At 52.6% G+C, this 26,487-nt stretch carries 26 protein-coding genes, 1 pseudogene and 1 other annotated feature; of the genes and pseudogenes, 13 read left to right on the forward strand and 14 right to left on the reverse strand.

Translation table 11 applies throughout. The annotated features are described in order from the left end of the window. Window positions 1–34 precede the first annotated feature (34 nt). On the forward strand, window positions 35–1,201 hold the full coding sequence (ugd, locus tag AC3ITF_RS08465; RefSeq protein ID WP_146716967.1) for a UDP-glucose 6-dehydrogenase: 1,167 nt from the start codon (window positions 35–37) through the stop codon (window positions 1,199–1,201). Window positions 1,202–1,263: 62 nt separating this feature from the next. Here ugd and AC3ITF_RS08470 read toward each other — a convergent pair whose 3' ends face one another. Further along, on the reverse strand, window positions 1,264–2,268 hold the full coding sequence (locus AC3ITF_RS08470; protein ID WP_181688989.1) for an NAD-dependent epimerase: 1,005 nt from the start codon (window positions 2,266–2,268) through the stop codon (window positions 1,264–1,266). Window positions 2,269–2,619: 351 nt separating this feature from the next. Between AC3ITF_RS08470 and wzzB the strand changes: the two genes are divergently transcribed. Further along, window positions 2,620–3,603 carry an LPS O-antigen chain length determinant protein WzzB gene (gene wzzB, locus AC3ITF_RS08475; protein ID WP_489176328.1) on the forward strand — a complete coding sequence of 328 codons (984 nt, stop codon included), beginning with the start codon at window positions 2,620–2,622 and terminating at the stop codon, window positions 3,601–3,603. A gap of 59 nt (window positions 3,604–3,662) precedes the next feature. Here the strand turns inward: wzzB and hisIE are convergent, their stop codons facing one another. From hisIE to hisL, 9 genes are all read right to left on the reverse strand, one after another. Continuing rightward, window positions 3,663–4,274, reverse strand: a complete 612-nt coding sequence (gene hisIE, locus AC3ITF_RS08480; RefSeq protein WP_137362966.1) for a bifunctional phosphoribosyl-AMP cyclohydrolase/phosphoribosyl-ATP diphosphatase HisIE — start codon at window positions 4,272–4,274, stop codon at window positions 3,663–3,665. Then, window positions 4,268–5,044: an imidazole glycerol phosphate synthase subunit HisF gene (gene hisF / locus AC3ITF_RS08485; protein ID WP_489176329.1), complete on the reverse strand. Its 777-nt coding sequence runs from the start codon at window positions 5,042–5,044 to the stop codon at window positions 4,268–4,270. The genes hisIE and hisF overlap by 7 nt, the downstream gene beginning before the upstream one ends. Then, on the reverse strand, window positions 5,026–5,763 hold the full coding sequence (hisA, locus tag AC3ITF_RS08490) for a 1-(5-phosphoribosyl)-5-[(5-phosphoribosylamino)methylideneamino]imidazole-4-carboxamide isomerase (protein WP_489176330.1): 738 nt from the start codon (window positions 5,761–5,763) through the stop codon (window positions 5,026–5,028). Before hisA ends, hisF begins: the two co-directional genes overlap by 19 nt. Next, window positions 5,763–6,353, reverse strand: a complete 591-nt coding sequence (gene hisH / locus AC3ITF_RS08495; RefSeq protein WP_489176331.1) for an imidazole glycerol phosphate synthase subunit HisH — start codon at window positions 6,351–6,353, stop codon at window positions 5,763–5,765. The genes hisA and hisH overlap by 1 nt, the downstream gene beginning before the upstream one ends. Next, window positions 6,353–7,420 carry a bifunctional histidinol-phosphatase/imidazoleglycerol-phosphate dehydratase HisB gene (gene hisB / locus AC3ITF_RS08500; RefSeq protein WP_181596587.1) on the reverse strand — a complete coding sequence of 356 codons (1,068 nt, stop codon included), beginning with the start codon at window positions 7,418–7,420 and terminating at the stop codon, window positions 6,353–6,355. Before hisB ends, hisH begins: the two co-directional genes overlap by 1 nt. Further along, window positions 7,417–8,496 carry a histidinol-phosphate transaminase gene (gene hisC, locus AC3ITF_RS08505; protein WP_489176332.1) on the reverse strand — a complete coding sequence of 360 codons (1,080 nt, stop codon included), beginning with the start codon at window positions 8,494–8,496 and terminating at the stop codon, window positions 7,417–7,419. Before hisC ends, hisB begins: the two co-directional genes overlap by 4 nt. After that, the gene (gene hisD, locus AC3ITF_RS08510) at window positions 8,493–9,797 is read right to left on the reverse strand and encodes a histidinol dehydrogenase (protein WP_115258136.1); all 1,305 of its coding nucleotides are present in this window, start codon (window positions 9,795–9,797) and stop codon (window positions 8,493–8,495) included. Before hisD ends, hisC begins: the two co-directional genes overlap by 4 nt. 127 nt (window positions 9,798–9,924) lie before the next feature. After that, a complete protein-coding gene (gene hisG / locus AC3ITF_RS08515) occupies window positions 9,925–10,824 on the reverse strand; it encodes an ATP phosphoribosyltransferase (RefSeq protein WP_096756624.1) in 900 nt (299 codons plus the stop codon). A gap of 47 nt (window positions 10,825–10,871) precedes the next feature. After that, window positions 10,872–10,994 (reverse strand) — a sequence feature (His leader region). Further along, window positions 10,970–11,017, reverse strand: a complete 48-nt coding sequence (hisL, locus tag AC3ITF_RS08520) for a his operon leader peptide (RefSeq protein ID WP_100250077.1) — start codon at window positions 11,015–11,017, stop codon at window positions 10,970–10,972. Its footprint overlaps the feature before it by 25 nt. 175 nt (window positions 11,018–11,192) lie before the next feature. Here hisL and AC3ITF_RS08525 point away from each other — a divergent pair, with 175 nt between their 5' ends. The 4 genes and pseudogenes from AC3ITF_RS08525 (at window position 11,193) to AC3ITF_RS08540 (ending at window position 14,618) form a co-directional block, all read left to right on the forward strand. Continuing rightward, window positions 11,193–12,017 carry an SDR family oxidoreductase gene (locus AC3ITF_RS08525; protein WP_174360482.1) on the forward strand — a complete coding sequence of 275 codons (825 nt, stop codon included), beginning with the start codon at window positions 11,193–11,195 and terminating at the stop codon, window positions 12,015–12,017. A 41-nt stretch (window positions 12,018–12,058) separates the two neighbouring features. Then, window positions 12,059–12,992, forward strand: a pseudogene (locus tag AC3ITF_RS08530) (LysR family transcriptional regulator). A 212-nt stretch (window positions 12,993–13,204) separates the two neighbouring features. Further along, window positions 13,205–13,267 carry a membrane protein YoeI gene (gene yoeI, locus AC3ITF_RS08535; RefSeq protein WP_101706264.1) on the forward strand — a complete coding sequence of 21 codons (63 nt, stop codon included), beginning with the start codon at window positions 13,205–13,207 and terminating at the stop codon, window positions 13,265–13,267. Further along, on the forward strand, window positions 13,257–14,618 hold the full coding sequence (locus AC3ITF_RS08540) for an APC family permease (RefSeq protein ID WP_162604171.1): 1,362 nt from the start codon (window positions 13,257–13,259) through the stop codon (window positions 14,616–14,618). Before yoeI ends, AC3ITF_RS08540 begins: the two co-directional genes overlap by 11 nt. A gap of 102 nt (window positions 14,619–14,720) precedes the next feature. On the opposite strand, the gene sbcB is transcribed toward AC3ITF_RS08540, so the two are convergent. After that, on the reverse strand, window positions 14,721–16,145 hold the full coding sequence (gene sbcB / locus AC3ITF_RS08545) for an exodeoxyribonuclease I (protein WP_489176333.1): 1,425 nt from the start codon (window positions 16,143–16,145) through the stop codon (window positions 14,721–14,723). Between the two features lie 399 nt (window positions 16,146–16,544). On the opposite strand from sbcB, the gene phsA reads away from it, so the two are divergent. The 7 genes from phsA to AC3ITF_RS08580 all read left to right on the forward strand — a co-directional run bounded on the left by phsA (window position 16,545) and on the right by AC3ITF_RS08580 (window position 23,830). After that, entirely contained in the window at window positions 16,545–18,818 is a 2,274-nt protein-coding gene (gene phsA, locus AC3ITF_RS08550; RefSeq protein ID WP_489176334.1) for a thiosulfate reductase PhsA, read from the forward strand. A 14-nt stretch (window positions 18,819–18,832) separates the two neighbouring features. Continuing rightward, window positions 18,833–19,411 (forward strand): thiosulfate reductase electron transport protein PhsB, encoded by a 579-nt coding sequence (phsB, locus tag AC3ITF_RS08555; protein ID WP_135911845.1) that lies wholly within the window; start codon window positions 18,833–18,835, stop codon window positions 19,409–19,411. After that, window positions 19,408–20,175, forward strand: coding sequence for a thiosulfate reductase cytochrome B subunit (gene phsC / locus AC3ITF_RS08560; protein ID WP_117343307.1), 768 nt, complete (start codon window positions 19,408–19,410; stop codon window positions 20,173–20,175). Before phsB ends, phsC begins: the two co-directional genes overlap by 4 nt. A 150-nt stretch (window positions 20,176–20,325) precedes the next feature. After that, window positions 20,326–21,498, forward strand: a complete 1,173-nt coding sequence (gene dacD / locus AC3ITF_RS08565) for a serine-type D-Ala-D-Ala carboxypeptidase DacD (protein ID WP_181630771.1) — start codon at window positions 20,326–20,328, stop codon at window positions 21,496–21,498. 124 nt (window positions 21,499–21,622) lie between these two features. Continuing rightward, window positions 21,623–22,090 (forward strand): DNA gyrase inhibitor SbmC, encoded by a 468-nt coding sequence (sbmC, locus tag AC3ITF_RS08570; protein ID WP_117343309.1) that lies wholly within the window; start codon window positions 21,623–21,625, stop codon window positions 22,088–22,090. 107 nt (window positions 22,091–22,197) lie between these two features. Then, window positions 22,198–23,256: an FUSC family protein gene (locus AC3ITF_RS08575; RefSeq protein ID WP_115258144.1), complete on the forward strand. Its 1,059-nt coding sequence runs from the start codon at window positions 22,198–22,200 to the stop codon at window positions 23,254–23,256. Window positions 23,257–23,494: 238 nt separating this feature from the next. Then, window positions 23,495–23,830, forward strand: coding sequence for a DUF496 family protein (locus tag AC3ITF_RS08580; protein WP_003834176.1), 336 nt, complete (start codon window positions 23,495–23,497; stop codon window positions 23,828–23,830). 41 nt (window positions 23,831–23,871) lie between these two features. Here the strand turns inward: AC3ITF_RS08580 and AC3ITF_RS08585 are convergent, their stop codons facing one another. The 3 genes from AC3ITF_RS08585 to pduV all read right to left on the reverse strand — a co-directional run bounded on the left by AC3ITF_RS08585 (window position 23,872) and on the right by pduV (window position 26,484). Continuing rightward, entirely contained in the window at window positions 23,872–24,738 is an 867-nt protein-coding gene (locus tag AC3ITF_RS08585; protein ID WP_489176335.1) for an L-threonine kinase, read from the reverse strand. 94 nt (window positions 24,739–24,832) lie between these two features. Then, window positions 24,833–26,047, reverse strand: coding sequence for an acetate/propionate family kinase (locus tag AC3ITF_RS08590; RefSeq protein ID WP_137362956.1), 1,215 nt, complete (start codon window positions 26,045–26,047; stop codon window positions 24,833–24,835). Then, window positions 26,032–26,484 carry a propanediol utilization protein PduV gene (gene pduV / locus AC3ITF_RS08595; RefSeq protein WP_489176336.1) on the reverse strand — a complete coding sequence of 151 codons (453 nt, stop codon included), beginning with the start codon at window positions 26,482–26,484 and terminating at the stop codon, window positions 26,032–26,034. The genes AC3ITF_RS08590 and pduV overlap by 16 nt, the downstream gene beginning before the upstream one ends. Window positions 26,485–26,487: the final 3 nt, after the last annotated feature.

Here is a 26,487-nt window from a genome sequence, read left to right on the forward strand (position 1 = left end):
CTCTTTAATGTTTAACCAGAAGAAGTTAGAGCTAATGAAAATAACGATTTCAGGTACAGGTTATGTGGGGCTATCGAACGGTATTCTGATTGCCCAGCACCACGAGGTGGTTGCGCTGGATATTGTGCAATCCAAAGTGGACATGCTGAATCAGAAACAGTCACCGATTGCTGATAAAGAAATTGAAGAGTATCTGGCCACAAAAGATCTCAACTTCCGCGCAACCACCGACAAGCAAGAGGCTTATCGCAATGCTGACTACGTCATTATTGCCACGCCAACCGATTACGATCCTAAAACCAACTACTTCAATACGTCCAGCGTGGAGTCAGTCATCCGTGATGTACTGGAAATAAATCCGCAGGCGGTAATGATTATAAAATCAACTATTCCGGTTGGTTTTACCCAGTCGATTAAAGAACGTCTTGGCACGGAAAATATTATTTTCTCACCGGAGTTCCTGCGGGAAGGGAAGGCGCTTTATGACAATCTTCATCCTTCACGTATTGTGATTGGTGAACGTTCCGCGCGTGCTGAACGATTTGCTGCCTTGTTGCAGGAAGGTGCCATCAAGCAAGACATTCCCACATTATTTACCGACTCAACCGAAGCCGAAGCCATTAAACTGTTTGCCAATACCTATCTTGCCATGCGCGTGGCGTACTTTAACGAGCTTGACAGTTATGCTGAGAGCTTAGGTCTCGATACCCGCCAAATCATTGAAGGCGTCTGTCTGGATCCGCGTATTGGCAATCACTATAACAACCCCTCATTTGGTTATGGCGGCTATTGCCTGCCGAAAGACACCAAACAGTTGCTGGCAAACTACCAGTCGGTTCCCAATAATCTTATCTCTGCCATTGTGGATGCCAACCGCACGCGCAAAGACTTTATTGCCGACTCCATCCTTGCACGCAAGCCGAAGGTGGTGGGGGTTTATCGCTTAATTATGAAAAGTGGTTCTGATAACTTCCGCGCATCGTCCATTCAGGGGATCATGAAGCGGATTAAAGCCAAAGGCGTGCCGGTGATTATTTTTGAACCGGTAATGAAAGAGGATGAATTTTTCCATTCGCGGGTGGTACGTGATTTAGATGTGTTTAAAAATGAAGCGGACATTATCATTTCTAACCGTATGACGCCGGAACTAAGTGATGTCGCCGATAAGGTGTACACCCGCGATCTGTTTGGTAATGACTAATCTATATCGCGAATAAAAGAGGCCATTTAAAAGGCCTCTTTTATATTTCAGAACGAATGAATTTATACCGCATAGAAATCGCGATACCAGCCTACAAAGTTTTTCACACCATCTTTAACGGTTGTTTCGGGTTTAAAACCAGTCACGTCGTATAGTGCTTGAGAATCTGCGCTGGTTTCCAGCACGTCTCCGGGTTGCAGTGGCAGCATATTTTTAGTGGCTTCAATACCTAGCGCTTCTTCCAGTGCTTTGATGTAATCCATCAACTCGACCGGGGCACTATTGCCAATATTGTAGACGCGATAGGGGGCAATACTGGTAGCCGGAGTACCGGTTTCAACGGTCCATTGTGCATCGGTCTGCGGAATAATGTCCTGCAGGCGAACAATCGCCTCGGCGATATCATCAATATAGGTAAAGTCACGCTTCATTTTACCAAAGTTATAGACGTCGATGCTTTTCCCTTCCAGCATCGCTTTGGTGAACTTAAACAGCGCCATATCCGGGCGACCCCACGGGCCGTACACGGTGAAGAAACGCAAACCCGTGGTCGGTAGTCCATACAAATGTGAATAGGTATGCGCCATCAACTCGTTGGCTTTTTTGGTTGCCGCATATAAGGACACGGGGTGATCAACGGAATCATCTGTGGCAAACGGCATCTTGCGGTTCAGGCCGTAAACCGAACTGGAGGAGGCATAGAGCAGGTGTTGGATTTGGTTATGTCGACACCCTTCCAGTACGTTCAAAAAGCCTGTCAGATTGGAGTCTGCGTAAGCATGTGGATTGTCGATTGAGTATCGAACGCCCGCCTGTGCGGCGAGATGGATTACGCGATCAAAGCGCTCGTCCGCGAAGAGTGCCGCCATGCTTTCCCGGTCAGCTAAATCAAGCTTATGAAAATGGAATCCGGGGTGTACCAGCAACGCCAGGCGCGCCTGCTTAAGGCTGACATCGTAGTAATCGTTGAGATTATCCATACCGACCACCTGGTGGCCAGCGTCCAGTAAGCGTTTACAAACGTGGAAGCCGATAAAACCGGCGGCACCCGTAACCAGGTATTTCATTTTTGTACCTCTTTCTGGCTTTATAGTTGCCAGGCGCCATCAGGCGCCAGAAAGGGAGAATCATACCGTTTGACGATAAAAAAGATAATCGTTATGTGTTATTACCCTGTTCGGTTTTTCTGGTTACGTCATTTTTATTCACAACGTGAATTGATAGGATGGCATGAATAGTCGCACCAGTCAGATTTTCATTGTTGACTGCTATGATTGCCCGGCTAACTTTTTAAGTAGTGATTAAAATACCAATCAATATCACTTAAATAATCTGTATTTTTTATCAGTAATCCTATGGCATTACCTGAATTTATGGCTAAACTATTGGCGTTAAGTCTTTCCTCATTTAGGGTAATTATGTCTGTCGGTGATAACAACGTATCCGGGCGCAGTAACGATCCGGAACAGATTGATTTAATTGATTTAGTGATGCAGTTGTGGCGCGGAAAAATAACGATTGTTGTCTGTGTTGTTGTTGCTATCCTCCTTGCGGTGGGTTATCTGACGGTGGCCAAAGAGAAATGGACCTCGACGGCGATTGTGACTCAGCCTGATGTAGGTCAGCTAGCCAGCTACAATAATGCCATGAGTGTATTGTTTGGCGACAATGCGCCCAAAGTCACCGATGTGCAGACGGGGTTTATTGGTCGTTTTAGCTCAGCATTCTCTGCATTAGCGGAAACGCTGGATAACCAGGATATGCCGGAAAAACTGACTATTGATGCGGCGGTGAAAGGTCAGACATTACCATTAAAGGTTTCCTACACCAGCCGTACTGCTGAGGAAGCACAAAAAACGCTGGCGCAATATATTCAGCAGGTCGATGAAAGTGTGGCAAAGGAGTTGAATGCTGACCTGTCCATGAGCGTGAAAAACCGAGTCGCAGATTTGCAAAAGTCGCTCGAAGCGCAAGAAACGGTGGCGGAGGAGCAAAAAGCATTGCGCATTGCGCAGATGACTCAGGCGCTCAAGGTGGCGGAACAGTCCAACATTAAGTTGCCGCAGGTCCAGCAGGCCGATCAGGTTTCTCAGGACACCATGTTTATGCTGGGCAGTGAGGCGCTTTCTTCCATGGTGAAGAACGAAGCGACTCGCCCGTTAACGTTCTCTGACCAATACTATCAGACGCGTCAAAATCTGCTGTCTGTTCAGGCGTTGAAAGTGGAACCGGAAAGTGTGCACGCCTACCGCTATGTAATGAAACCGACCTTACCGATTCGTCGCGACAGCCCGAAGAAATCCATTACGCTGGTACTGGCGGCACTGCTCGGGGGAATGATTGGCGCGGGCGTGGTGCTGGGGCGCAATGCTTTACGGGGCTACAAAGCAAAAGCGCAGTAAGTCAGTATGACGCAGAGCTAAAAAAACCGGGTATCGCCCGGTTTTTTTACGCCCGAAGTTTACTGATGCCGCTGACGCAAATTCTCTATTACCGTGGTCAGATCGAGATCCTGATCCTGCAGCAGTACCAGCAGGTGATACATCAGATCGGATGCCTCATTGGTCAGTTCGAAACGGTCATGTACCGTTGCTGCCAGCGCGGTCTCCACGCCTTCTTCACCGACCTTCTGAGCGATGCGTTTGGTGCCGCTGGCATACAGCTTAGCCGTGTAGGAACTCTCCGGGTCCGCCGTTTTACGCTCAGCAAGTAGCTGTTCAAGTTGATACAGGAACAGCCACTGGTGGCTGGCCTCGCCAAAACAGCTGCTGGTCCCTTTATGGCAGGTGGGCCCAATCGGGTTCACCAGCACCAGTAACGTGTCGTTATCGCAATCGGGCGTAATGCTGACCACATTGAGGAAGTTGCCGGAGGTTTCGCCCTTGGTCCACAGGCGCTGTTTGGTGCGCGAGAAAAAGGTCACTTTGCCGCTTTCAAGCGTTTTGTCCAGTGCTTCAAGGTTCATATAACCCAGCATCAATACTTCGCCGGAGACCGCATGCTGTACGACAACCGGCATCAGTCCGTCGGTTTTTTCCCAGTCCAGTTCGCGGCATTGTTGCTTCGTTAACATATCCTGATCTCCACGCCCTGCGTTGCCAGGTACGTTTTTAATTCACCAATATTAATAATCTGCTTGTGGAACACTGAAGCGGCGAGCGCGCCATCGACATCCGCATCCTGGAAGGCAGCAAGGAAGTGTTCCATGGTTCCTGCGCCGCCGGAGGCGATCAGCGGAACGTGGCATACTTCACGTACTTTTTTCATCTGCTCGAGATCGTAGCCGTTACGCACGCCGTCCTGGTTCATCATATTGAGGACGATTTCACCTGCGCCGAGTTTTTGCACCTCTTGAACCCAGTCGAGGGTTTCCCACTGGGTGACGCGGGTACGGCTTTCATCGCCGGTGTATTGATTAACGTGATACTTCCCGGTTTTGGCGTCATGCCAGGTATCGATCCCAACCACGATGCACTGCACGCCAAAGCGCTCGGCAAGGCGAGTAATCAGCGACGGGTCAGCCAGCGCAGGGGAGTTGACAGAAATTTTATCAGCGCCGAAAGTCAGTATTTTCGCAGCATCGTCCACTGACTTAATCCCGCCCGCCACGCAGAACGGGATGTCGATCACTTCTGCTACGCGCGATACCCAGCTCTTATCGACTACACGTCCATCGCTGGAGGCGGTGATATCGTAGAACACCAGCTCATCTGCGCCCTCGTCGGCATAGCGTTTCGCCAACGGGACGATGTCACCGATGACCTCGTGATTACGAAACTGGACGCCTTTCACTACCTGACCATCGCGAACGTCCAGACACGGAATTATGCGTTTTGCCAGCATTGAATGGCCTCCTCAACGGTGAATTTTCCTTCCAGCAGCGCGCGTCCGACGATCACGCCGCGCACGCCGGTTCCGCGCAGGGCGGCAACGTCGTCGATATCACCAATACCACCGGATGACTGAAAGGCCACCTGCGGATATTTAGCGCAGATTTCTTCATAAAGCGATACGTTAGAGCCTGCCAGCGTGCCGTCGCGGGAGATATCGGTGCACAGCACATGCTTCAGGCCAACGGGCAGGTAGGTTTCCACCAGTTCTTCCAGCGAAACGCCGGAGTCTTCCTGCCAGCCGCTGACCGCGACCTGCTTGTTGCCTTGTTCGTCAATACGCACATCCAGCGCCAGCACCAGTGCATCTGCACCGAAACGCTCGAACCAGCCTTTGACGACTTCAGGTGATTTTACCGCCGTCGAGCCAACCACAACGCGCGCCACGCCGGCTGCCAGCAGGGCCGCAACGTCCTCTTCTGTGCGCACACCGCCGCCAACCTGCACCGGTACGTTGACACCGGCGACCAGCGTTTTAATCAGCGGGATCTGACGCTTGAGCGGATCTTTCGCGCCGGTTAAATCTACCAGGTGCAGAACCTGTGCACCTTGTGCGGCGTAATCCTGCAAGCGCGGCAGGGGATCGTTGCCGTAATCACGCTGGGTGGCGTAATCGCCCTGGTGGAGACGCACAACTGTGCCATCGATTAAATCTAATGCTGGAATAATCATCACATCTCCAGAAAATTTTTCAGCAACAGCGCCCCTGCGGCACCCGAGCGCTCAGGGTGAAACTGGACGCCGAAGAAATTGTCTTTTTGTACCGCCGCGGTGAACGGTTCACCGTAATGGCACTGGGCAATGGTCGAGGGATTGACCGGCATTGCGTAGCTGTGAACAAAATAAAAATACGCGCCATCGTCAATGCCGCGGAACAGGCGATTTCCCGCCTGCGGATACACCCGGTTCCAGCCCATATGCGGCAGCGGCAGACCAAAGTCGGTCATCTTAGGTACGTTCTGCTCAATAATACCCAGCAGGTCAACGCCATTGCTCTCTTCACTGCGCCGACCGAGCAGTTGCATGCCTAAACAAATCCCCAGAACCGGTTGGGTACAGGCTTTGATCAGCTCAATCAGTTCGCGTTCACGTAGCTGATCCATCGCCGCCTGCGCGGTCCCGACGCCGGGCAGAAAAAGCTTATCGGCGTGCAGTACCACATCGGCGTCGCGGCTGACGATGGGGTCATAACCGTGACGCGCTACGGCAGATTTCACCGAGTTGAGGTTGGCGCAGCCGGTGTCGAGGATCACCACGTTCATCACAGCACTCCTTTTGAAGAGGGAAGAGTATCGCCCTCAACGCGAATCGCCTGGCGCAGCGTGCGGCCAAAGGCCTTGAACAGGCTTTCCACACGGTGGTGATCGTTTTTGCCCTTGGTCTTCAGGTGCAGCGTCACGCCCATGGTGTAAGAGAGCGAACGGAAAAAGTGCTCGATCATCTCGGTGCTCAGATCGCCAACGCGCTGATAGGTGAATTCAGCCCGGTATTCCAGGTGCGGACGTCCGGAGATATCCAGCGCGCAGCGGGCCAGGCATTCGTCCATTGGCAGCACAAACCCGAAGCGGTTGATGCCACGCTTGTCACCCAACGCCAGTTTTAACGCTTCGCCCAGCGCCAGACCGGTATCTTCTACGGTGTGGTGATCGTCAATATACAAGTCGCCCTTGACGGTGATTTCCATGCGAAAACCGCCGTGGGTCGAGATTTGATCCAGCATGTGGTCAAAGAAGCCGACGCCGGTATTAATTTTGCTGCGGCCCTCGCGGTCCAGCCACACTTTGACGTCAATCTGCGTTTCTTTGGTATTACGCTCAACGTGGGCGTAGCGGTCGCGTTTGGTCAGCTGTTCGCTAATCATCGACCAGTTCAGGGTGTCACGGTGGTAGCGTAACCCGCCGATTCCCATGTTTTCAGCCAGCTGAATGTCGGTTGCGCGGTCGCCAATCACGTAGCTGTTCGCGGTATCCAGCGCCTGTTCAGCCAGATACTGTTCGACCAGCTTCACTTTTGGTTTACGGCAGTCGCATTCGTCTGCTGGCAGGTGCGGGCAGATCAGCACCTCATCAAACACCACGCCCTGCGAGTTGAAAATCTGCATCATCAGGTTATGCGGCCCGTCAAACTCAGCCTGCGGGAAGCTTTGCGTTCCCAATCCGTCCTGGTTGGTGATCATCACCAGTTTATAACCGGCTTTTTGCAGCTTGAGCAGGGCGGGGACAACCTCTGGCTCAAAGGCCAGTTTGTCAAAGCGATCAACCTGAAAGTCACTTGGCGGTTCTGAAATCAGGGTTCCATCACGGTCAATAAAAAGATACTTCTGGCTCATACTTGCTCCGCACGTAAAGCGTCAATGACGCGCTGGCTTTCTTCACGGGTGCCGACGGTGATCCGCAGGCAGCCGCTTAATGAAGGTTGTTTGTTCTGGTCTCGTAAGATAATGCCCTGATCCCACAAAGATTTAAACACAGAACTGGAAGCGGTAAAGCGGGCCAGAATATAGTTGGTTTCAGAGGTGAAAACCTGCTCCACGCAGGGGATAGTGTTCAGGGTATCCACCAGGTACTGACGCTCTTGTAGGATCTGCGCTACGCGTTCACGCATGGCGGCAATGCCTTGTGGCGTCAGCGCCTGGGCGGCGATATCGGCTACCGGCGTCGACAGCGGATAGGGGGCGATCACTTTCAACAGCAGATTAACCACCTCTTCATTGGCCAGCGTAAATCCGCAGCGCAACCCTGCCAGCGCAAACGCCTTGGAAAGGGTACGCAGAACCACCAGGTGTGGATATTCCGTTAACCAGCCGGCCAGCGTCGCCTGCGGACAGAACTCAATGTACGCTTCATCGGCGACCACAATGGCTTTACCTTGGGTCATTTCAAGCAGCGAGCGTAGATCTTGTGGGTTAATCAACTGGCCGGTCGGATTGTTTGGGCTGCAAACGTAAACCACCTTCACGCCATTAAGCTTGTCGGCAATGCCCTGGAGATCGAGCTGCCAGTCGGCAAGCGTAGGCACGGTGCGGCATTCCACGCCGATGGTCTCAGCGCTGACGCTGTACATGCCGTAGGTCGGCGGGCAGTAAAGAATGGCATCCTGGCCGGGTTCACAAAACGCGCGTACCAACAGTTCGATACCTTCATCTGCCCCTCGGCTAACCAACACCTGCTCCGGTTTAACGCCCGCGTACTGTGCGTAATTCTCAATCACCGCTTTTGGCTGACATTCCGGGTAACGGTTAAGCGTCTGCTGGCTGAGCTGAAACTCAACGGCCGTCGGGAACTCGTTGGCATTCAGCCAGACGTCGCCATTACCGCCCAAACGACGGGCAGACTGATAGGGCGTCAGTTCGCGGACATTTTTACGGGCTAAATCGGTGACGCTAAGAATGTTGTCAGTGCTCATGCTTGCTCCTTGAGGGCGTTAACACGCAGGGTGACGGCATTTTTGTGGGCGGTCAGTCGCTCCGCGGCGGCCAGCGTTTCGATGGTTGAGGCGAGAGCTGAGAAACCTTGTGGCGACAGTTCCTGGACGGTCATCCGCTTTTGGAAGTCTGCCAGCCCGAGGCTTGAACAGGTCGCGGTGTAACCGTAGGTCGGTAGCACGTGGTTTGTCCCTGAGGCATAATCACCGGCGGATTCCGGTGACCAGTCACCGAGAAACACGGAGCCGGCGCTGGTGATGTCATCGACCAGTTCACGGGCGTTACGGGTCTGAATGATCAGGTGCTCTGGGCCGTATTGATTAGAAATGGCGATGCACTGCGCCAGATCCCGGGTCACAATCAGACGGCTGGCGCTCAGCGCCTGACGCGCTGTTTCCGCGCGTGGTAGTTCAGCAAGCTGGCGTTCAACGGCGTCAGCCACGCGGCGGGCTATCCCGGCATCTGGCGTCAGCAGGATCACCTGAGAGTCCGGGCCGTGCTCGGCCTGCGAGAGCAAATCAGAGGCGACGAAATCCGGGGTCGCGCCGCTGTCGGCAATCACCAGTACTTCGGAAGGTCCGGCCGGCATATCTATTGCCGCACCGTCCAGACGCTGGCTTACCTGGCGCTTGGCCTCCGTTACCCAGGCATTACCCGGGCCAAAAATTTTGTCGACTTTGGGTACCGATTCGCTACCGAAGGCCAGAGCGGCAATTGCCTGGGCGCCACCGACGTTAAACACTTCTTGCACACCGCACAGCTGCGCCGCATACAAAATTTCGTCGGCGATAGGCGGTGGCGAGCACAGCACCACGCGTTGGCAACCAGCAATACGGGCCGGGGTGGCAAGCATCAAAACCGTTGAGAAGAGTGGGGCCGATCCCCCCGGAATATACAAACCGACGGAGCTGACCGGACGGGTCACCTGCTGGCAGCGCACGCCGGGCTGCGTTTCAATATCTACCGCGGGCAGTTTTTGCGCGTTGTGAAACGTTTCAATATTTTTCACCGCGACCGCCATCGCCTGCTTGAGGTCCTCACTCAGACGCGCGCTGGCGGCAGAAATCTCTTCGGCACTGACTTTCAGCGCGCTGACGGTGGTTTTATCAAATTTGGCGCTGTATTCGCGCAGCGCCGCATCACCGCGTGATTTGACGTTATCCAGAATGTCGCTGACGGTACGGGTGATGCTGTCCGAGGCAGAGATTGCCGGGCGCATCAGCAATTCGCGTTGCTGTTCGATGCTGCAGGTATTCCAGTCAATCAGGGTATTGAAGCTCATGGTCGTTACTCCATTATCGGGTGTTGCCGGATGGCGGTGCTGCCTTATCCGGCCTACAAGACCCGTAATATCAATGATTGTGACAATTCTTGTAGGCCTGATAAGCGAAGCGCCATCAGGCATCAGATCACTCCATCATCTTCTCAATTGGCAGCACCAGAATCGAACTGGCACCGAGCGCTTTCAGTTTTTCCATGGTTTCCCAGAACAGGGTTTCGCTGCTGACCATGTGCATGGCCACGCGCTGCTGATCGCCTGCCAGTGGCAGAATAGTTGGACGCTCTGCGCCTGGCAGCAGGGCGATGACCTCGTCCAGACGTTCGGTTGGGGCGTGCATCATGATGTACTTGGATTCGCGGGCCTGAATCACGCCCTGAATGCGGGTCAGTAATTTATCGATCAGCTGCTGCTTGGCTTCCGCCATCTCGCCGTCGCGCTGGATCAGGCAGGCTTTGGAGCGGTAAATCACTTCGACTTCACGCAGGCCGTTGGCTTCCAGCGTGGCGCCGGTTGAGACCAAATCGCAAATCGCATCGGCCAGGCCCGCACGCGGGGCAACTTCTACTGAGCCGTTTAGCAGGCAGGATTTAAACGTGACGCCTTTCTGATCGAGATAACGTTTCAGCAGGTGCGGGTAGGAAGTGGCAACACGTTTACCGTTCAGCGAAGCCGGGCCGTCCCAGGCTTCGTCCGCCGGGGTGGCTAACGAGAGGCGACAGCCACCGAAGTCGAGACGACGCAGCGTAAAGTAGCGCGGATCTTCGCCCTGCGCCCGGCGGTTGAGCAACTCTTCTTCTAAAACGTTTTCACCAATGATGCCGAGGTCAACCACGCCGTCCATCACCAGACCCGGAATATCGTCATCACGCACGCGGAGAATATCAATCGGCATGTTCTCTGCCATCGCAATCAGGCGCTGGGTGTGAAGATTAATTTTAATGCCACAGCGGGCCAGTAATTCGCGTGAATCATCGCTTAAGCGGCCTGATTTCTGCATAGCTATGCGTAAACGGGTATTGTCTAACATTCTCTTGTCCTCGTTATCCTGTCTGAATCGGTCTGGGTCACGCACCAAAAAAAAAGCCCCCGGAAGAATTCTTCCGGGGGCTTTCTCATGCGCTCATGCACCACTGGAAGAGTTAAATGTCTCCCAGCACACATCGCCTGAAAGACTAGTCAGGATGATGGTGATGATGGTGTTTAAATTGAGCGCGTGTCATAAAATTTTCTCGATGAATGTTTATTCATTTGATGTCTTTTAACCTAAACCACTTTAGTCACCGAAAGCAAGGGCTTTTTTTGATCATTAATTCATTTCATATTGATACTATGAATTGTCAGCCACCGTGGGCTGGCGTAGCCTTGGGTAACAGGCCACAAGTCAGGAGAGAAGGCATGAAAAAGGTCGCAATTGTCGGGTTAGGTTGGTTAGGCATGCCGTTAGCCATGTCGCTGGCGGCGCGAGGCTGGCAGGTCACCGGCAGCAAAACCACGCTGGATGGGGTGGAAGCGGCCCGTATGAGCGGTATCGAAAGCTACTCGCTGCGCCTTGAACCTGAGCTGGTGTGCGCGTCAGACGATCTCGATGCGCTGATGGATGTCGATGCGCTGGTCATCACGCTGCCCGCCCGCCGTAGCGGTCCGGGTGAAGATTTTTATCTGCAGGCGATGCAGGAGCTGGTCGACAGTGCGCTGGCATACCGCATTCCACGGATTATTTTTACCAGCTCGACGTCGGTGTATGGTGACGTACAGGGCGCCGTGAAGGAAGGCTCTCCGCGTAATCCGGTGACGGCAAGCGGTCGTGTGCTGAAAGAACTTGAGGACTGGTTGCATAACCTGCCGGGGACCTCGGTAGACATTGTGCGCCTCGCCGGGTTGGTTGGACCGGGCAGACACCCAGGGCGTTTTTTCGCCGGTAAAACGGCACCGGATGGACAGCATGGTGTCAATCTGGTGCATCTGGACGATGTGGTGTCGGCGATCGCTTTGCTGCTCCAGGCACCGAAAGGAGGACACATCTATAATATATGTGCGCCTATGCATCCGGCGCGTAATGTGTTCTATCCCCAGATGGCGCGTTTGCTGGGGCTGGAACCGCCGGAATTCCGGGACGGTGTGGATAACGGTAAAGGTAAAATCATTGACGGCAACCGAATTTGCAATGAACTTGGGTTTGAGTACCAGTATCCCGACCCGCTGGTGATGCCGATGGAGTGACAGACCAGCAGCGAGCCGTCATATACCGCCAGGAGGCGAGTATGAAACCACTGCTGGACGTTCTGATCATCCTCGACGCGTTAGATAAAGAGGGAAGTTTCGCGGCGGCGTCAGCAAAATTGTTTAAGACGCCGTCCGCGCTGAGCTATACCGTCCATAAGCTGGAAAGCGATCTGAATATTCAATTGTTGGATCGCAGCGGGCATCGGGCGACGTTTACCCGCACCGGGCAGATGCTGCTGGAAAAGGGGCGGGAGGTACTGCATACCGTCCGCGAACTCGAAAAACAGGCTATCAAACTGCACGAAGGTTGGGAGAACCAGCTGGTTATTGGCGTGGATGACACCTTTCCTTTTTCACTGCTGGCCCCGCTTATCGAATCCTTCTACCAGCACCACAGCGTCACGCGGCTTAAATTTATCAACGGTGTACTGGGCGGTTCCTGGGAGGCGCTCACCCAAGGGCGGGCCGATATTATCGTCGGGGCGATGCATGAACCGCCTTCCGCGAGTAATTTTGGTTTTGCGCGTTTAGGTGACCTCGAACAGGTGTTTGTGATCGCACCTCATCATCCGCTGGCGCAGGAAGACGAACCACTGCAACGGCGTACCATTAAACGTTTCCGTGCCATTGTGGTGGGGGACAGTCCTCATCTGGCGAGCTTGTCGGGTTCTCAACTGCTTGACGATCAGGATGCAATCACCGTTTTTGACTTTAAAACCAAGCTGGAACTGCAGATCAGTGGGCTGGGATGCGGGTATTTACCGCGCTATCTGGCACAACGTTTTTTGGACAGCGGTGCCCTGATAGAGAAGAAAGTGGTCGCACAAATTATGTTTGAACCGGTGTGGATTGGCTGGAATGAACAGACGTCAGGATTAGCCAGCGCCTGGTGGCGAGATCAGATTTTAGCAAATAGTGCTATCGCAGGCGTTTATGTAAAATCGAGTGTCGATAAATCAGGCGGTTAGATAAAAATATTTATTTTTGGCTATCTCATTCTCTTGTTATTTCTCTCCAATTTAGTGCAAAATACGCCGCTTGCAAAAAATGACATTAGCCGACGTTTTAATACGCGTCGGTTATTTTTTTGCATCAAACCAATCATTCATAAAAGAGGCCGGGCTTCGTACCGGATAGATACTTACTAAAAACCGACAGTTGTTGTCGCTGAGGAATTCGTAAAAATGGGGCAATTTTTTGCTTACGCGACGGTATTCACCGTAAAGGGGAATGACCATGTCGCATAACGTTACTCCAAACACCTCTCGCGTGGAATTACGTAAAACGCTTACGTTGGTTCCGGTTGTCATGATGGGCCTTGCCTATATGCAGCCGATGACGCTGTTCGATACATTTGGTATCGTTTCGGGCTTGACCGATGGTCATGTCGCGACGGCTTATGCTTTTGCGTTGGTTGCCATTCTCTTTACTGCGTTGAGCTACGGTAAACTGGTTCGCCGTTTCCCGTCTGCTGGCTCTGCGTACACCTATGCTCAGAAATCCATTAGCCCGACCGTAGGCTTTATGGTGGGCTGGTCATCACTGCTGGACTATCTGTTCATGCCGATGATCAACATCCTGTTGGCTAAAATCTACTTTGAAGCGCTGGTGCCGTCGGTACCGTCGTGGATCTTTGTTGTCGCGCTGGTGGGCTTTATGACCATCTCGAATCTGCGCAGCATCAAGGCCGTCGCGAACTTCAATACCCTGATTGTTATTTTGCAGATGGGTATTGTGGCAGTGATTGTTGGCCTGATCATTTACGGCATTATGCACGGCGAAGGCGCAGGCACGCTGACCAGCACCCGTCCATTCTGGTCTGAAGGCGCGCATGTGGTGCCGATGATTACCGGTGCAACTATCCTGTGCTTCTCGTTCCTTGGTTTTGACGGCATCTCTTCGCTGTCAGAAGAAACCAAAGACGCAGAGCGTGTTATTCCGAAGGCTATCTTCCTGACCGCGCTGATTGGTGGCCTGATCTTTATTGGTGCCTCCTACTTCCTGCAGCTGTACTTCCCGGATATCTCTCGCTTTAAAGATCCGGACGCGTCACAGCCGGAAATCATGCTGTACGTTGCGGGTAAAACCTTCCAGTGGGGCGTGCTGGTGTTCTCCAGCGTCACCGTACTGGCATCCGGTATGGCGGCACATGCGGGCGTTTCTCGTCTGATGTACGTGATGGGGCGCGATGGCGTATTCCCGACCCGTTTCTTCGGTTATATTCACCCGAAATGGCGTACTCCTGCATGGAACGTGCTGCTGGTGGGTGCGATTGCGCTGCTGGCAATCAAATTTGACCTGGTGACGGCGACGGCGCTGATCAACTTCGGTGCGCTGGTGGCATTTACCTTCGTGAACCTGTCTGTGATTTCACAGTTCTGGATCCGCGAAAAACGCAACAAGACGCTGAAAGACCACTTCAACTACCTGGTCATGCCGGTGTGTGGTGCTCTGACCGTCGGCGCGCTGTGGGTTAACCTGGAAGAAAGCTCGATGGTTCTGGGTCTGATCTGGGCGGGTATTGGTCTGGTTTACCTGGCTTGCGTGACCAAAAGCTTCCGCAATCCGGTTCCACAGTACGAAGATATCGCGCAGTAATTGATGTTTGCCGGACTGGGGGCCTTGCGCCACCATCCGGCAAATTGCCTAACCGGAGACATGTTCTCCGGTTTTTTTATACCTGCGTGTCAGTTTCTCTTCTTACACAATCTCTTCTGCGTATTGCCAGAGTGATTTCAGCAGCACCAGCTTCTCTTTATTATCCGCATACTGTTGACTCAGCATCTGCAATTCATTGGCATATTGCTGTAAAAACTCTGCGGTAAACACCTGACGGCGATGTTCCAGCCAGCGCTGCTGTTCAGACTCATCCAGCGTGCCGGGGAAGTTACGCGCGCGGTAATTAAACAGCAGCTTTTCAATACGCTTATCAACAAAGGTAATATCCAGTGCCGGTAAATTGCGTGGGTCGGTTTCCAGCACGATTTTCATCGCGGCGCGGTCGGCATCGCTGAAAAAACCGTTATACAGTTGGGCATCCACGTTGTCTGACGGTGTGAAGGGATCTGCCTCGGAAAAAATAGCCACCACTTTATCGCGAACCTGCGGGTTTTCACGCAGGATTTTGAGGTTATCCAGACAATGCTGGCGGTTAATCCCCAGGCGGTCGGCATCTTCAGGGCGTAGTGTGTTGGCCTGTGCCAGAACCGGGCATTTGTTGATGTGCACCAGTTTCACGGGTACCGCCACGTTATCGCCCAGGTCGGCTTTGGCGGTGTAAAGGCGCTCACGCAGCGTGTCGCTGTCCAGCTCAAGCAGGGGAGAAATATCACCGGCTAAGTCAACCATGATGACCGCGTTGCGATTGTCCGGGTGCCAGGCGAGCGGCGCAACCCAGCTGGTATTGCCGCGCCATGCACCGAACATGCCGGAGACATGAACCAACGGTTTCATTTGTGGGACATCGATCAGGGCGGCCAGCTTGTGCTTGTTCCGGTGGCTATAGAGATAGTCGAACAGACGAGGCTGACGCGACTTAACCAACTGCGCCATCGCAATGGTGGCGTACACGTCGGCCATCGCATCGTGGGCGTTGGCGTGTTCAATGTCGTTGGCTTTGGTCAAATGCTCAAGGCGGAAACTGGGTAACCCGTCGTCGTTTTCTGGCCAGTTAATACCTTCTGGGCGCAGGGCATAACAGGCGCGCATAACATCCAGTAAATCCCAACGTGAATTATCGTGCTGCCAGCTCCAGGCGTAGGGGTCGTAGAAATTGCGGTACAGGATATTGCGCGTCACTTCGTCGTCAAAGCGCACATTGTTATAGCCCACAATACAGGTTTTGGGCACGGTAAACAGGGCGTGAATGCGGGCAGCAAACGTTGCTTCGTTCTCTCCTTTTTCACGCGCTTCCTGCGGGGTAATACCTGTTATAAGTACCGCTTCCGGGTGCGGCAGATAGTCGTCCGCAGGCTTACAATAAAAAACCTCTGGATCGCCGATAATGTTGAAATCGTTATCCGTGCGGATGGCCGCAAATTGCGCGGGCCTGTCCAGCGCCGGATGGGTACCAAAGGTTTCGTAATCGTGGAAGAGAAACGTAGGGTGCTGCTTGCCGTCATTCATTGTTCAGTTATGTCCGGGATCAATTTAGCGCTTTTATAAGAGTACCAAAAAATAGCGAGGTAATCAGCAATGCGATTATCTGTTCGGGGAATCAGGTCGCAATAAAATTGAGATGAACGGTGCTTTTATATATTTCTTGAATTAATTAAACGATCGAAACTGTATTTGTTGGCATGATTATCATCAAGGACAATTTCATTTTAATAATTTGATTGATAACCATTATTGTTATTTTTACGGTTAATTGTTGAGTTTTGGAAGTTTTAAAAGTCTTTGTAAACAATAGGTTCTGATTCGTCAGGATGTTCTTGCTTCATTGTAAGGAAATGTGAGTGAGGTTAAAAATTAATAATATAAACTCCATATAATAATTGGATATATCTAATAACAGGAGGTTATATGAGCATTAGTCGGCGTAACTTTTTGCGCGGCGTGGGTATTGGCTGCTCCGCTTGCGCAATAGGAACTTTTCCACCGGGGGCACTGGCGCGTAATGCACCAGAGAGTATCAAGGGGAAAACCTCACTCACGCCAAGTCTGTGCGAAATGTGTTCATTTCGCTGTCCCATTCAAGCTCAGGTCATTAATAATAAAACCGTTTTCATCCAGGGGAACCCTAATGCGCCGCAGCAGGGTTCCCGGGTCTGTGCCCGAGGGGGCAGCGGCGTGAGCCTGGTTAACGATCCGCACCGTATTGTTAAACCGATGAAGCGTACCGGCCCGCGTGGCGCTGGAGAATGGCAGGTCATTAGCTGGCAGCAAGCCTATCAAGAAATTGCCGAAAAGATGAGTGCCATAAAAGCGCAATATGGTCCTCAGGGCGTTGTCTTCTCTTCTAAATCCGGCTCGCTTTCCGGTCATTTATTTCACCTGGCGACGGCCTTCGGTTCGCCGAACACCTTTACCCATGCCTCGACATGTCCCGCCGGGAAATCCATTGCCGCTAAAGTGATGATGGGCGGCGATCTGTCCATGGATATTGCCAACACCCGTTATATGGTCTCTTTTGGCCATAACCTCTATGAAGGTATTGAGGTTGCCGACACCCACGAACTGATGACCGCGCAGGAGAGAGGCGCGAAGATGGTCAGCTTCGACCCTCGCTTGTCCGTATTTTCCAGTAAAGCGGATGAATGGCATGCCATCAGGCCTGGCGGCGACTTGCCGGTACTGATGGCAATGTGCCACGTCATGATTAAAGAAAACCTGTATGACGCGCAGTTTGTGGAGCGTTATACCACGGGGTTTGCACAGCTGGCAGAGGCCGTACAAGAGACAACGCCTGAATGGGCGCAAAAGCTGGCTGATGTTCCTGCTGAAGTTATTACCCGCGTAACCCGAGAAATGGCGGCCAGCGCGCCTCGTGCCATCGTCAGCCCAGGCCACCGCGCGACGTTTTCTCAGGAAGAGATCGACATGCGGCGGATGATCTTCACCCTCAACGTGCTGCTGGGCAATATCGAACGTGAAGGCGGTATGTACCAGAAAAAGGCGGCGGCAACCTACAACAAGCTGGCTGGCGAAAAGGTCGCGCCAGTGCTGGCAAAACCGGATGTGAAATTACCGAAGCCAACCGCGCAGCGCATTGATCTGGTGGCACCGCAGTTTAAATACATCGCCGCGGGTGGCGGGGTCGTGCAAAGCATTATTGATGCCGTGTTAAAGCAGACTCCTTACCCGGTGAAGGGATGGATCATGTCCCGACATAATCCTTTCCAGACCGTGACCTGCCGGCCCGATCTGGTCAAAACCGTGGAACAACTGGATCTGGTGGTCAGCTGCGATGTCTATTTAAGTGAAAGTGCGGCCTATGCTGACTATCTGTTACCGGAATGCACCTACCTTGAGCGTGATGAAGAAGTCTCTGATATGTCAGGGCTGAATCCAGCTTATGCATTACGCCAACAGGTAGTTGAGCCCATTGGCGATGCTCGTCCGAGCTGGCAAATCTGGAAAGAACTGGGTGAACAGTTGGGTCTCGGGCAATTTTACCCGTGGCAGGATATGCAGACGCGCCAGCTGTACCAGCTCAATGGCGATCACGCCTTATCCGCAGAACTGCGTCAGAAGGGATACCGGGAGTGGGGCGTACCGCTGTTATTTCGTGAACCTGAGACCGTGCGCCAGTTTGTTGAGCGCTATCCTGGCGCAGTGCCCGCGGACAGCGATGGTACCTACGGGGAGCAACTGCGATTCAAATCCCCGTCAGGCAAAATCGAGCTTTATTCCGCAGAGCTGGAATCGTTACTTCCCGGCTACGGTATTCCACGCGCCCGCAATTTTGCCCTGAAGGGTGAAAATGAACTCTATTTCATCCAGGGCAAGGTGGCGGTTCACACCAACGGAGCGACGCAATATGTGCCTTTACTCAGTGAACTGATGTGGGACAACGCGGTGTGGATCCACCCGACGACCGCACGTGAAAAAGGGATTAAAAGCGGTGACGACATCTGGTTGGAAAACGCCACCGGCAAAGAAAAAGGTAAGGCGCTGGTCACGGCCGGTATTCGACCCGATACGCTGTTTGTTTATATGGGGTTTGGCGCCAAGGCCGGGGCTAAAACGGCGGCAACAACGCACGGTATTCACTGCGGTAATTTACTTCCGCACGTGACCAGTCCGGTTTCCGGAACGGTGGTGCACACCGCTGGCGTGACGCTGCGTCGGGCATGAACAAGGAGAACATCATGAATCAATCCACTAATCCCTATGTCATGCTGCATGACGAAAAACGCTGCATTGGCTGCCAGGCATGTACGGTTGCCTGCAAGGTTCTGAACGATGTGCCGGAGGGGTACAGCCGCCTGCAGGTGCAGATCCGCACCCCGGAAAAAGAGTCAGACGTCCTGTCTCATTTTCAGTTTGTGCGGGTTTCTTGCCAGCACTGTGAAGATGCGCCCTGCGTGAGCGTTTGCCCGACCGGTGCTTCATTTCGTGACGAAAACGGTATTGTGCAGGTGGACAAGTCGCGCTGTATTGGTTGCGACTATTGTGTTGCGGCCTGCCCGTTCCATGTGCGTTATCTGAATCCGCAAACGAGTATCGCTGACAAATGCAATTTTTGTGCAGATACCCGCCTCGATGCCGGGCAAGCGCCGGCCTGTGTTTCTGTTTGTCCAACCGATGCGCTGAAGTTTGGCCGTCGCGACGACCCGGAGATCCAGCACTGGATAAGTCAAAAAGAGGTATATCGCCAGCAGAATACGCGCAGTGGTGAGGTGAGTCTTTATCGGCGTAAAGAGTATCATCAGGAGGGGAAAGTATGAATGCTATCTGGGGAGCAGAGCTTAACTATGCGCCGGATTACTGGCCGCTGTGGCTCATTTACGCAGGTGTGGTCATCCTGCTGATGATTGTGGGTCTGGTGGCGCACGCGCTGCTGCGCCGGATGCTGGCACCTAAAACCGCAACCGGTGAAGAGCATCGTGACTACCTCTACTCGTTAGCGGTCCGCCGCTGGCACTGGGGAAATGCGCTGTTGTTCGTTCTGCTGCTGGTAAGCGGGTTGTTTGGTCACTTTTCGATAGGGCCGGTGGCGCTTATGGTGCAGGTACACACCTGGTGTGGCTTTGCATTACTGGCCTTCTGGGTGGGTTTCGTGCTGATAAATGCCACTACCGGCAACGGCTGCCACTATCGGGTGAAATGTAGCGGACTGATTTCGCGCTGCCTGCAGCAAACGCGCTTTTACCTGTATGGGATAATGAAGGGGGAAGCGCATCCGTTTGCCGCGACGGCAGAGAGTAAATTTAACCCGCTACAACAACTGGCCTATCTGGCCATCATGTATGCGCTGGTACCGTTGTTGATCATCACCGGTTTGTTGTGTCTTTACCCACAAGTTATCGGCGCAGGTCCGGTTATGCTGGTGTTGCATATGGCGTTGGCGATTATTGGCATTCTGTTTATATGTGCGCATATCTACCTGTGCACACTGGGCGACACGCCAGGGCAAATCTTTCGCAGCATGATCGACGGCTATCACCGGCATCGCAGCCATCACGCAGATGTATCACCGCGTAAAGGGTAATGTAGTGCGAATTTATCACTACCCGTTTATCTGATACCTGCATTCCATTGCAAGAAAATGTGCCTTAAGTCACATTTTCTTGCAATTTATCCCTGTTTGTTCTTCAGAATTTCCGTAAAAAGAACGGCTATTTTTCCTTTTCCTGAGGACATGCTGTTGAAACGCCGTTTGTTTATTGCCGCTTCCCTTTTCGCGATGAGTTTTTCCTCCGCCTTTGCGGCGGATGTCGCCAGTTTTGCTTCCCAACCTCCGGCTATCAATGCGGGTGCGTGGGTGCTGATGGATTACACCACAGGCCAAATTCTTACCGCAGGTAATGAGCACCAGCAGCGTAACCCCGCCAGTCTGACCAAGCTGATGACCGGCTATGTTGTTGACCGCGCCATCGACAGCCAGCGTATTAGCCCGTCAGATATTGTCACCGTTGGGCGTGACGCGTGGGCGAAAGACAATCCGGTATTTGTCGGTTCATCGTTAATGTTTCTAAAACAAGGTGACCGCGTTTCAGTACGTGATTTAAGTCGCGGCTTAATTGTCGATTCCGGCAACGATGCCTGCGTTGCGCTGGCGGATTATATCGCCGGTGGGCAGCCACAGTTTGTCGCGATGATGAACAGTTATGTGCAAAAGCTGAAGTTGCAGGACACCCATTTTGAAACGGTGCACGGACTGGATGCCCCAGGCCAGCACAGTTCGGCTTACGATCTGGCTGTGTTATCGAGGGCTATCATTCACGGCGAGCCTGATTTCTATCATATGTACAGCGAGAAGAGCCTCACCTGGAACGGCATCACCCAGCAGAATCGTAACGGTTTATTGTGGGATAAAACCCTGAACGTGGATGGGCTAAAGACGGGACATACCTCTGGTGCCGGGTTTAACCTGATTGCATCTGCGGTAGACGGACAGCGTCGATTAATCGCCGTTGTAATGGGGGCCGAGAGTGCGAAGGGGCGTGAAGATCAGGCGCGTAAGCTGCTGCAATGGGGACAGCAAAACTTTGACACAGTGCAGGTTCTGCGTAGTGGTAAGCAGGTCGGCGTTGAGCGGATCTGGTATGGCGATAAAGAAAAAATCAGTCTCGGTACCGAGCAGGATTTTTGGATGGCGCTGCCTAAAGCCGAAGTGGCGAATATTAAAGCAAAGTATGTGCTTGATAAGAAAGAGCTGGTCGCCCCCATTGCCGCACATCAGCGCGTGGGCGAAATTGAACTCTACGACCGGGATCAGCTGGTGGCGCATTGGCCGCTGATGACGCTGGAGTCAGTCGGTGAGGGGGGCGTGTTTTCGCGCCTGAGCGATTATTTTCACCATAAGGTGTAGATTTCTGTTTGTGCACCAAACTGGCAAGACTGCGAATCTGCTCACATAATAATCACTATTTCCTTGAGGCCGTAATACGTAGAAATTATACTGTATTTTTATACAGTGCCATGCAGGAGGTTATATGGAGTATGAGATAAAGCAGGTAGAAAGACGCAGGATTGCCGGGTTTCACATGGTTGGACCGTGGGAACACACGGTAAAGCAGGGGTTTGAACAGCTGGTTATGTGGGTCGACGGTAACCAGATTGTGCCGTTGGAATGGATAGCCGTCTATTACGACAACCCAGACGTGGTTCCGGCAGATAAACTGCGCTGCGATACCGTAGTTTCAGTGCCTGAAGGTTTTGAGATCCCCGAAAACAGCGAAGGGGTGATCCTGACTGAACTGGCGGGCGGCGACTATGCCGTGGCCGTTGCCCGTGTTGAAAACCATGACTTTGCCACACCCTGGTATCAGTTTTTTGACCGTCTGTTGCAGGATTCGTCCTGGCAGTTATCGGCCAAACCGTGTTTTGAAATTTACCGAAACAATGGTGTGGAGGACGGATACTGGGATATTGAAATGTACGTGCCGGTGCAGGCGAAGTAACGGTTTTGGGTGTGAATCAGGATAAAAGGCCTGTTGATAACGGTGATGTTTTCACTGAAAAAACAGGTACAATTCTGTTCTTTGCTATTCCCTGACGGAGTGCATGAGTGCGTGCAGATAAGTCACTGAGTCCTTTTGAAATTCGCTTGTATCGTCATTATCGTGTGGTGCATGGTATTCGCATCTCGCTGGCGTTTCTTCTCACTTTTCTGCTGGTTCGCCTGCTGGACATCCCTGAAGGTACCTGGCCTCTGATCACGCTGGTGGTGATCATGGGGCCGATTTCCTTTTGGGGCAATGTCGTCCCCCGAGCTTTTGAGCGTATTGGTGGCACGATTCTGGGTTCGGTCCTTGGGCTGGTGGCGCTCCGGCTGGAGCTCTTTTCATTGCCGCTTATGCTGATATGGTGTGCGGTGGCGATGTTCCTGTGCGGTTGGCTGGCATTGGGTAAAAAACCGTATCAGGCGCTGCTGATCGGCATCACGCTGGCCGTCGTGGTTGGCGCACCTGCGGGCGATATGAACACGGCACTCTGGCGCGGGGGGGATGTGATTCTCGGCTCGCTACTGGCAATGCTGTTTACCTGGATCTGGCCGCAACGCGCATTTATACACTGGCGTATCCAACTGGCGCACTGCATTACCGGCTATAACCGTGTATATCAGGCCGCGCTATCACCCAACTTACTCGAACAACCCCGGCTGGATAAGCACTTACAGCAGTTGCTGAGTGACGTCGTTAAAATGCGCGGCTTAATCATTCCGGCCAGCAAAGAAACGCGCATTCAAAAATCAGTTTTTGAAGCCATTCAAACGATTAATCGGAATCTGGTGTGCATGCTTGAACTGCAAATCAACGCGCTGTGGGCAACGCGGTCCAGTCATTTTGTGATGTTGAATGCGCATACGCTGCGTGAAACTCAGCTCAGAATGCAACAGGCACTGCTGACGATAACGCACGCTCTCTATGAAGGTAATCCGCAACCGGTGCTTGCCAACACCGAAAAACTCAATGATACGGTGACCGAGATGCGTCAGCTGATTGATGAACATAAGGGCGACAACGTTGCAGAAACGCCTATTCATGGTTATGTCTGGCTGAATATGGAGATGGCACGACAGCTGGAACTCCTCTCACATTTAATCTGTCGTGCTTTGCGCAAATAAAGCGCAGATGAGGGGATTGGTTCTACTGCTGCTTCGATTCAGCAACGATTAAGGGTATGATACTGAAAAAGGCTAAAACCATTGGTAACTGCAATGGCTTTACCCTCGATAATTCAGGTTTCAACCGTGTATTGTCAATGCAGATGCAACTTGAAGTATGGCGGGCATGAAAGTAATGTTGACCCACTTTAGCCGTTGTTTAAACGAATCCGAATCTCACATTATCAGGGGTGTAAAAATGGAAACTACCAAGCCTTCTTTCCAGGACGTGCTGGAATTTGTTCGTCTGTTCCGTCGTAAGAACAAACTGCAACGTGAAATCCAGGACGTTGAGAAAAAGATCCGTGACAACCAGAAACGTGTCCTGCTGCTGGACAACCTGAGCGACTACATCAAGCCAGGTATGAGCGTTGAAGCGATCCAGGGCATTATTGCCAGCATGAAAAGCGACTATGAAGATCGCGTGGATGATTACATCATCAAAAATGCCGAGATCTCTAAAGAGCGTCGCGACATTTCTAAAAAGCTCAAAGCCATGGGCGAAGTGAAAAACGGCGAAGCGAAAGCAGAGTAATTGTTGCAAACGATAGGGGCGTAATGTGGCCCCTATCGTCTCTACTGTAATTCAGCCCCGCCCGTTACCATCCGTAGCAAATGCTGTTCCGGCCAGTATGTAGTCAGTTTTTTCTGCACCAGCATCCATTTGATGTAGTCAATGTCATGACGCGTTCTGTCCAGCATCAGGCCAACCACGCTGCCGCTGTGGGCAACGTTCACACCGTATAAATCACATTCTTCAACCAGCGATAATAACGAATCGAAATCCGGTTTTGGCAACAATATCTGGCTGGCAATGGCGCTTAGCGTGGCCGCTTCGCCCATCCGGTACGGGTTTTGACTTGAGCAAGCTTCCTGCACTTTTTCCCAAGCTCGTTTGAGGGCAGGTGCGCCTGCCTGTAACCCGGCCTGGCGCGGGATCCGGTGATAGTCTGCCGTGCGTAACGTTTCCGGGCTTTCGAGAACCAGCAGGTCGAGGTGGGGCTGCGCTTCACAGGCGATCTGAGTGGATGCGTCGTTATGATCAAAAAGCGTTAACTGGCGAAAAACGGTGCTGTCGGTAGGTTCGAGCGAAACGCAAAGCTGCGCTAACGTGGCTTCATCTAACTGATGGCCCAGATGGTGGGCGGTAGCGATGGCGGTGGCGGCAATATCTGCCGTACTGCTGGCCATCCCTTTGGCGATGGGGATCGTAGAGTGGATATCAATACGAATATCCTGACTGACATGTGCCGGATATTGCCAGTGCTGCAACAAGCGGTCAACCATCGACCGTGAAAGAGGCCGCTCATCGGCAAGCGGCGAGCCGGAGCTGACTTCAACGGTGCTGTACCATTCAACCGGGCAGGAGACCAATTTCTCGCTGCCCAGAATCCAGCCCTGGATAAGTTCTCCGCATGATGCGGGGCATTGCGCAACAGCCACGTCTTTTCACCTTTGTGATTAGCAATCTTCGGCGCATAGTGTCATGGCGATCGCGCTATTACCATGATGTGCCGCAATCTGCGGCGCAGCAGTGTTAAGCGGGAATGCTCAGCGTCACAGTTTCTGCAATCGCTATACGCATTACGTCTTGCGCGATCATCAGCTCTTCGTTGGTATTGATGACGGCCACTTTGACCATCGCGTTTTCTGTCTGAATGAAGGTCGCATTACGTTGGTTTTTGTCCTCATCTACCGCCAACCCTAAGAAATTGAGGTTGTGGCAAATTGCTGCCCGGGCGCGGGCAGAGTTTTCGCCGATACCACCGGTAAACACCAGCGCATCCAGACCGCCCATTTGCATAATGTAGCTGCCAATGGTGGCACGAATTCGTTCGGCAAACAGCGTCAGCGCCAGCGCTGCCTGACGGTTTCCGCTATCAGCCGCCTGTTCCACGTCACGGTAGTCAGGTGATATGCCGGATACGCCAAGTAACCCCGACTCGTTGTTGAGTAGCTGATTTAGCTGCTGTGGTGTTTTGCCTTCTCGTTGGGCAATCCACGGTAAAATGGACGGATCGATGTCGCCGCTACGGGTGCCCATCATCACACCAGACTGTGGGGTAAAGCCCATTGACGTATTAACGGATTGTCCGCCCTTGATGGCGCAGATGCTGCTGCCGTTGCCCAGATGGCAACACACAACTCGTAGAGCGCTGAGCGGCACGCCCAGTTTTTCAGCCAGCGTATGGCTGACGTATTTGTGGCTGGTACCATGGAAGCCGTAGCGACGAATACCCAGCTCCGAATAATAACGCCAGGGCAGGGGATAAATAAAAGAAGGCTCGTCGAGCGTCTGATGGAAGGCCGTATCGAAAACTGCTACAGCAGGTGTCGCCGGTAACAGTTGGCGAAAAACAGCAATACCCAGCGCATTAACCGGGTTATGCAACGGAGCCAGTTCTGCCAGACGTTCTATTTCTGCCAGCGATTCATCGGTGACTAAAACTGAATCTTTAAAGGATTCTCCGCCGTGTGCGACGCGATGCCCAACACCGTCGATGTCTTGTAAGCTATTAATGATGCTGTGACTGAGCAGTTTTTCCAGTAACAGCGTTACCGCTTCACGGTGATCGGCAATCGGCAGTGTTTCCTGCCATTTTTGCACCGGGGTTTTTATCGTGACCTTTGCATCAGGCATCCCGATGCGCTCGAGCAGCCCCTGACAGAGCATCTCACCCTGCGGCATCGCCAGTAACTGAAACTTCAGAGAAGAGCTGCCTGCGTTAATGGCCATTATTTTGTGAGACATGACGGTTCCTTTGCGTGCAGAAAATTGAACATCTCATCAACGCCGGTATTGTCCACCGCGCTGGTAATAAAAACGTTTTGCGCCCCGGCCTGCATCAACCAACCCTCGACGAGGGCAATCTGCTGCGGGTTAGCTAAATCGGCTTTGGTCACCAGACCGATAACGGGCCGGTTCATGGGGCCGGTAAATCCAGGAGAAAAAGGTGACCAGGGCGCGTCAGCGCTGAGCACCAGCGCGATAACGTCGGCTTCACAGGCGCTGACCAGCAGCGCACTGTACAGGCAGCGGTTCTCCAGATATTCCCCAGGTGTGTCTATCGCCGTGGGAGACCAGACGATAGCCTGGGTTTTCTGATAATGAAGCGCTTCGCCACGCATACACTGGGTGAGCGATGTTTTCCCACTTTGGCTGGGTCCAATGAACATGATGCGTTTCATTAC

The sequence above is a fragment of the Citrobacter sp. KH_055_1 genome, assembly GCF_057838705.1.

Bases quoted from the DNA above. Each gene is read 5' to 3' on its own strand.
- AC3ITF_RS08525 (WP_174360482.1), top strand. From the start codon at position 11,193: ATGAAAAAGGTCGCAATTGTCGGGTTAGGTTGGTTAGGCATGCCGTTA.
- hisG (WP_096756624.1), bottom strand. From the start codon at position 10,824: ATGTTAGACAATACCCGTTTACGCATAGCTATGCAGAAATCAGGCCGC.
- hisF (WP_489176329.1), bottom strand. From the start codon at position 5,044: ATGCTGGCAAAACGCATAATTCCGTGTCTGGACGTTCGCGATGGTCAG.
- sbcB (WP_489176333.1), bottom strand. From the start codon at position 16,145: ATGAATGACGGCAAGCAGCACCCTACGTTTCTCTTCCACGATTACGAA.
- sbmC (WP_117343309.1), top strand. From the start codon at position 21,623: ATGGAGTATGAGATAAAGCAGGTAGAAAGACGCAGGATTGCCGGGTTT.
- AC3ITF_RS08590 (WP_137362956.1), bottom strand. From the start codon at position 26,047: ATGTCTCACAAAATAATGGCCATTAACGCAGGCAGCTCTTCTCTGAAG.
- hisB (WP_181596587.1), bottom strand. From the start codon at position 7,420: ATGAGCCAGAAGTATCTTTTTATTGACCGTGATGGAACCCTGATTTCA.
- phsC (WP_117343307.1), top strand. From the start codon at position 19,408: ATGAATGCTATCTGGGGAGCAGAGCTTAACTATGCGCCGGATTACTGG.
- hisD (WP_115258136.1), bottom strand. From the start codon at position 9,797: ATGAGCTTCAATACCCTGATTGACTGGAATACCTGCAGCATCGAACAG.
- hisIE (WP_137362966.1), bottom strand. From the start codon at position 4,274: ATGTTAACGAAGCAACAATGCCGCGAACTGGACTGGGAAAAAACCGAC.
- AC3ITF_RS08470 (WP_181688989.1), bottom strand. From the start codon at position 2,268: ATGAAATACCTGGTTACGGGTGCCGCCGGTTTTATCGGCTTCCACGTT.
- hisH (WP_489176331.1), bottom strand. From the start codon at position 6,353: ATGAACGTGGTGATCCTCGACACCGGCTGCGCCAACCTCAACTCGGTG.
- phsA (WP_489176334.1), top strand. From the start codon at position 16,545: ATGAGCATTAGTCGGCGTAACTTTTTGCGCGGCGTGGGTATTGGCTGC.
- ugd (WP_146716967.1), top strand. From the start codon at position 35: ATGAAAATAACGATTTCAGGTACAGGTTATGTGGGGCTATCGAACGGT.
- wzzB (WP_489176328.1), top strand. From the start codon at position 2,620: ATGTCTGTCGGTGATAACAACGTATCCGGGCGCAGTAACGATCCGGAA.
- AC3ITF_RS08540 (WP_162604171.1), top strand. From the start codon at position 13,257: ATGTCGCATAACGTTACTCCAAACACCTCTCGCGTGGAATTACGTAAA.
- pduV (WP_489176336.1), bottom strand. From the start codon at position 26,484: ATGAAACGCATCATGTTCATTGGACCCAGCCAAAGTGGGAAAACATCG.
- hisA (WP_489176330.1), bottom strand. From the start codon at position 5,763: ATGATTATTCCAGCATTAGATTTAATCGATGGCACAGTTGTGCGTCTC.
- hisC (WP_489176332.1), bottom strand. From the start codon at position 8,496: ATGAGCACTGACAACATTCTTAGCGTCACCGATTTAGCCCGTAAAAAT.
- AC3ITF_RS08580 (WP_003834176.1), top strand. From the start codon at position 23,495: ATGGAAACTACCAAGCCTTCTTTCCAGGACGTGCTGGAATTTGTTCGT.
- phsB (WP_135911845.1), top strand. From the start codon at position 18,833: ATGAATCAATCCACTAATCCCTATGTCATGCTGCATGACGAAAAACGC.
- dacD (WP_181630771.1), top strand. From the start codon at position 20,326: ATGCTGTTGAAACGCCGTTTGTTTATTGCCGCTTCCCTTTTCGCGATG.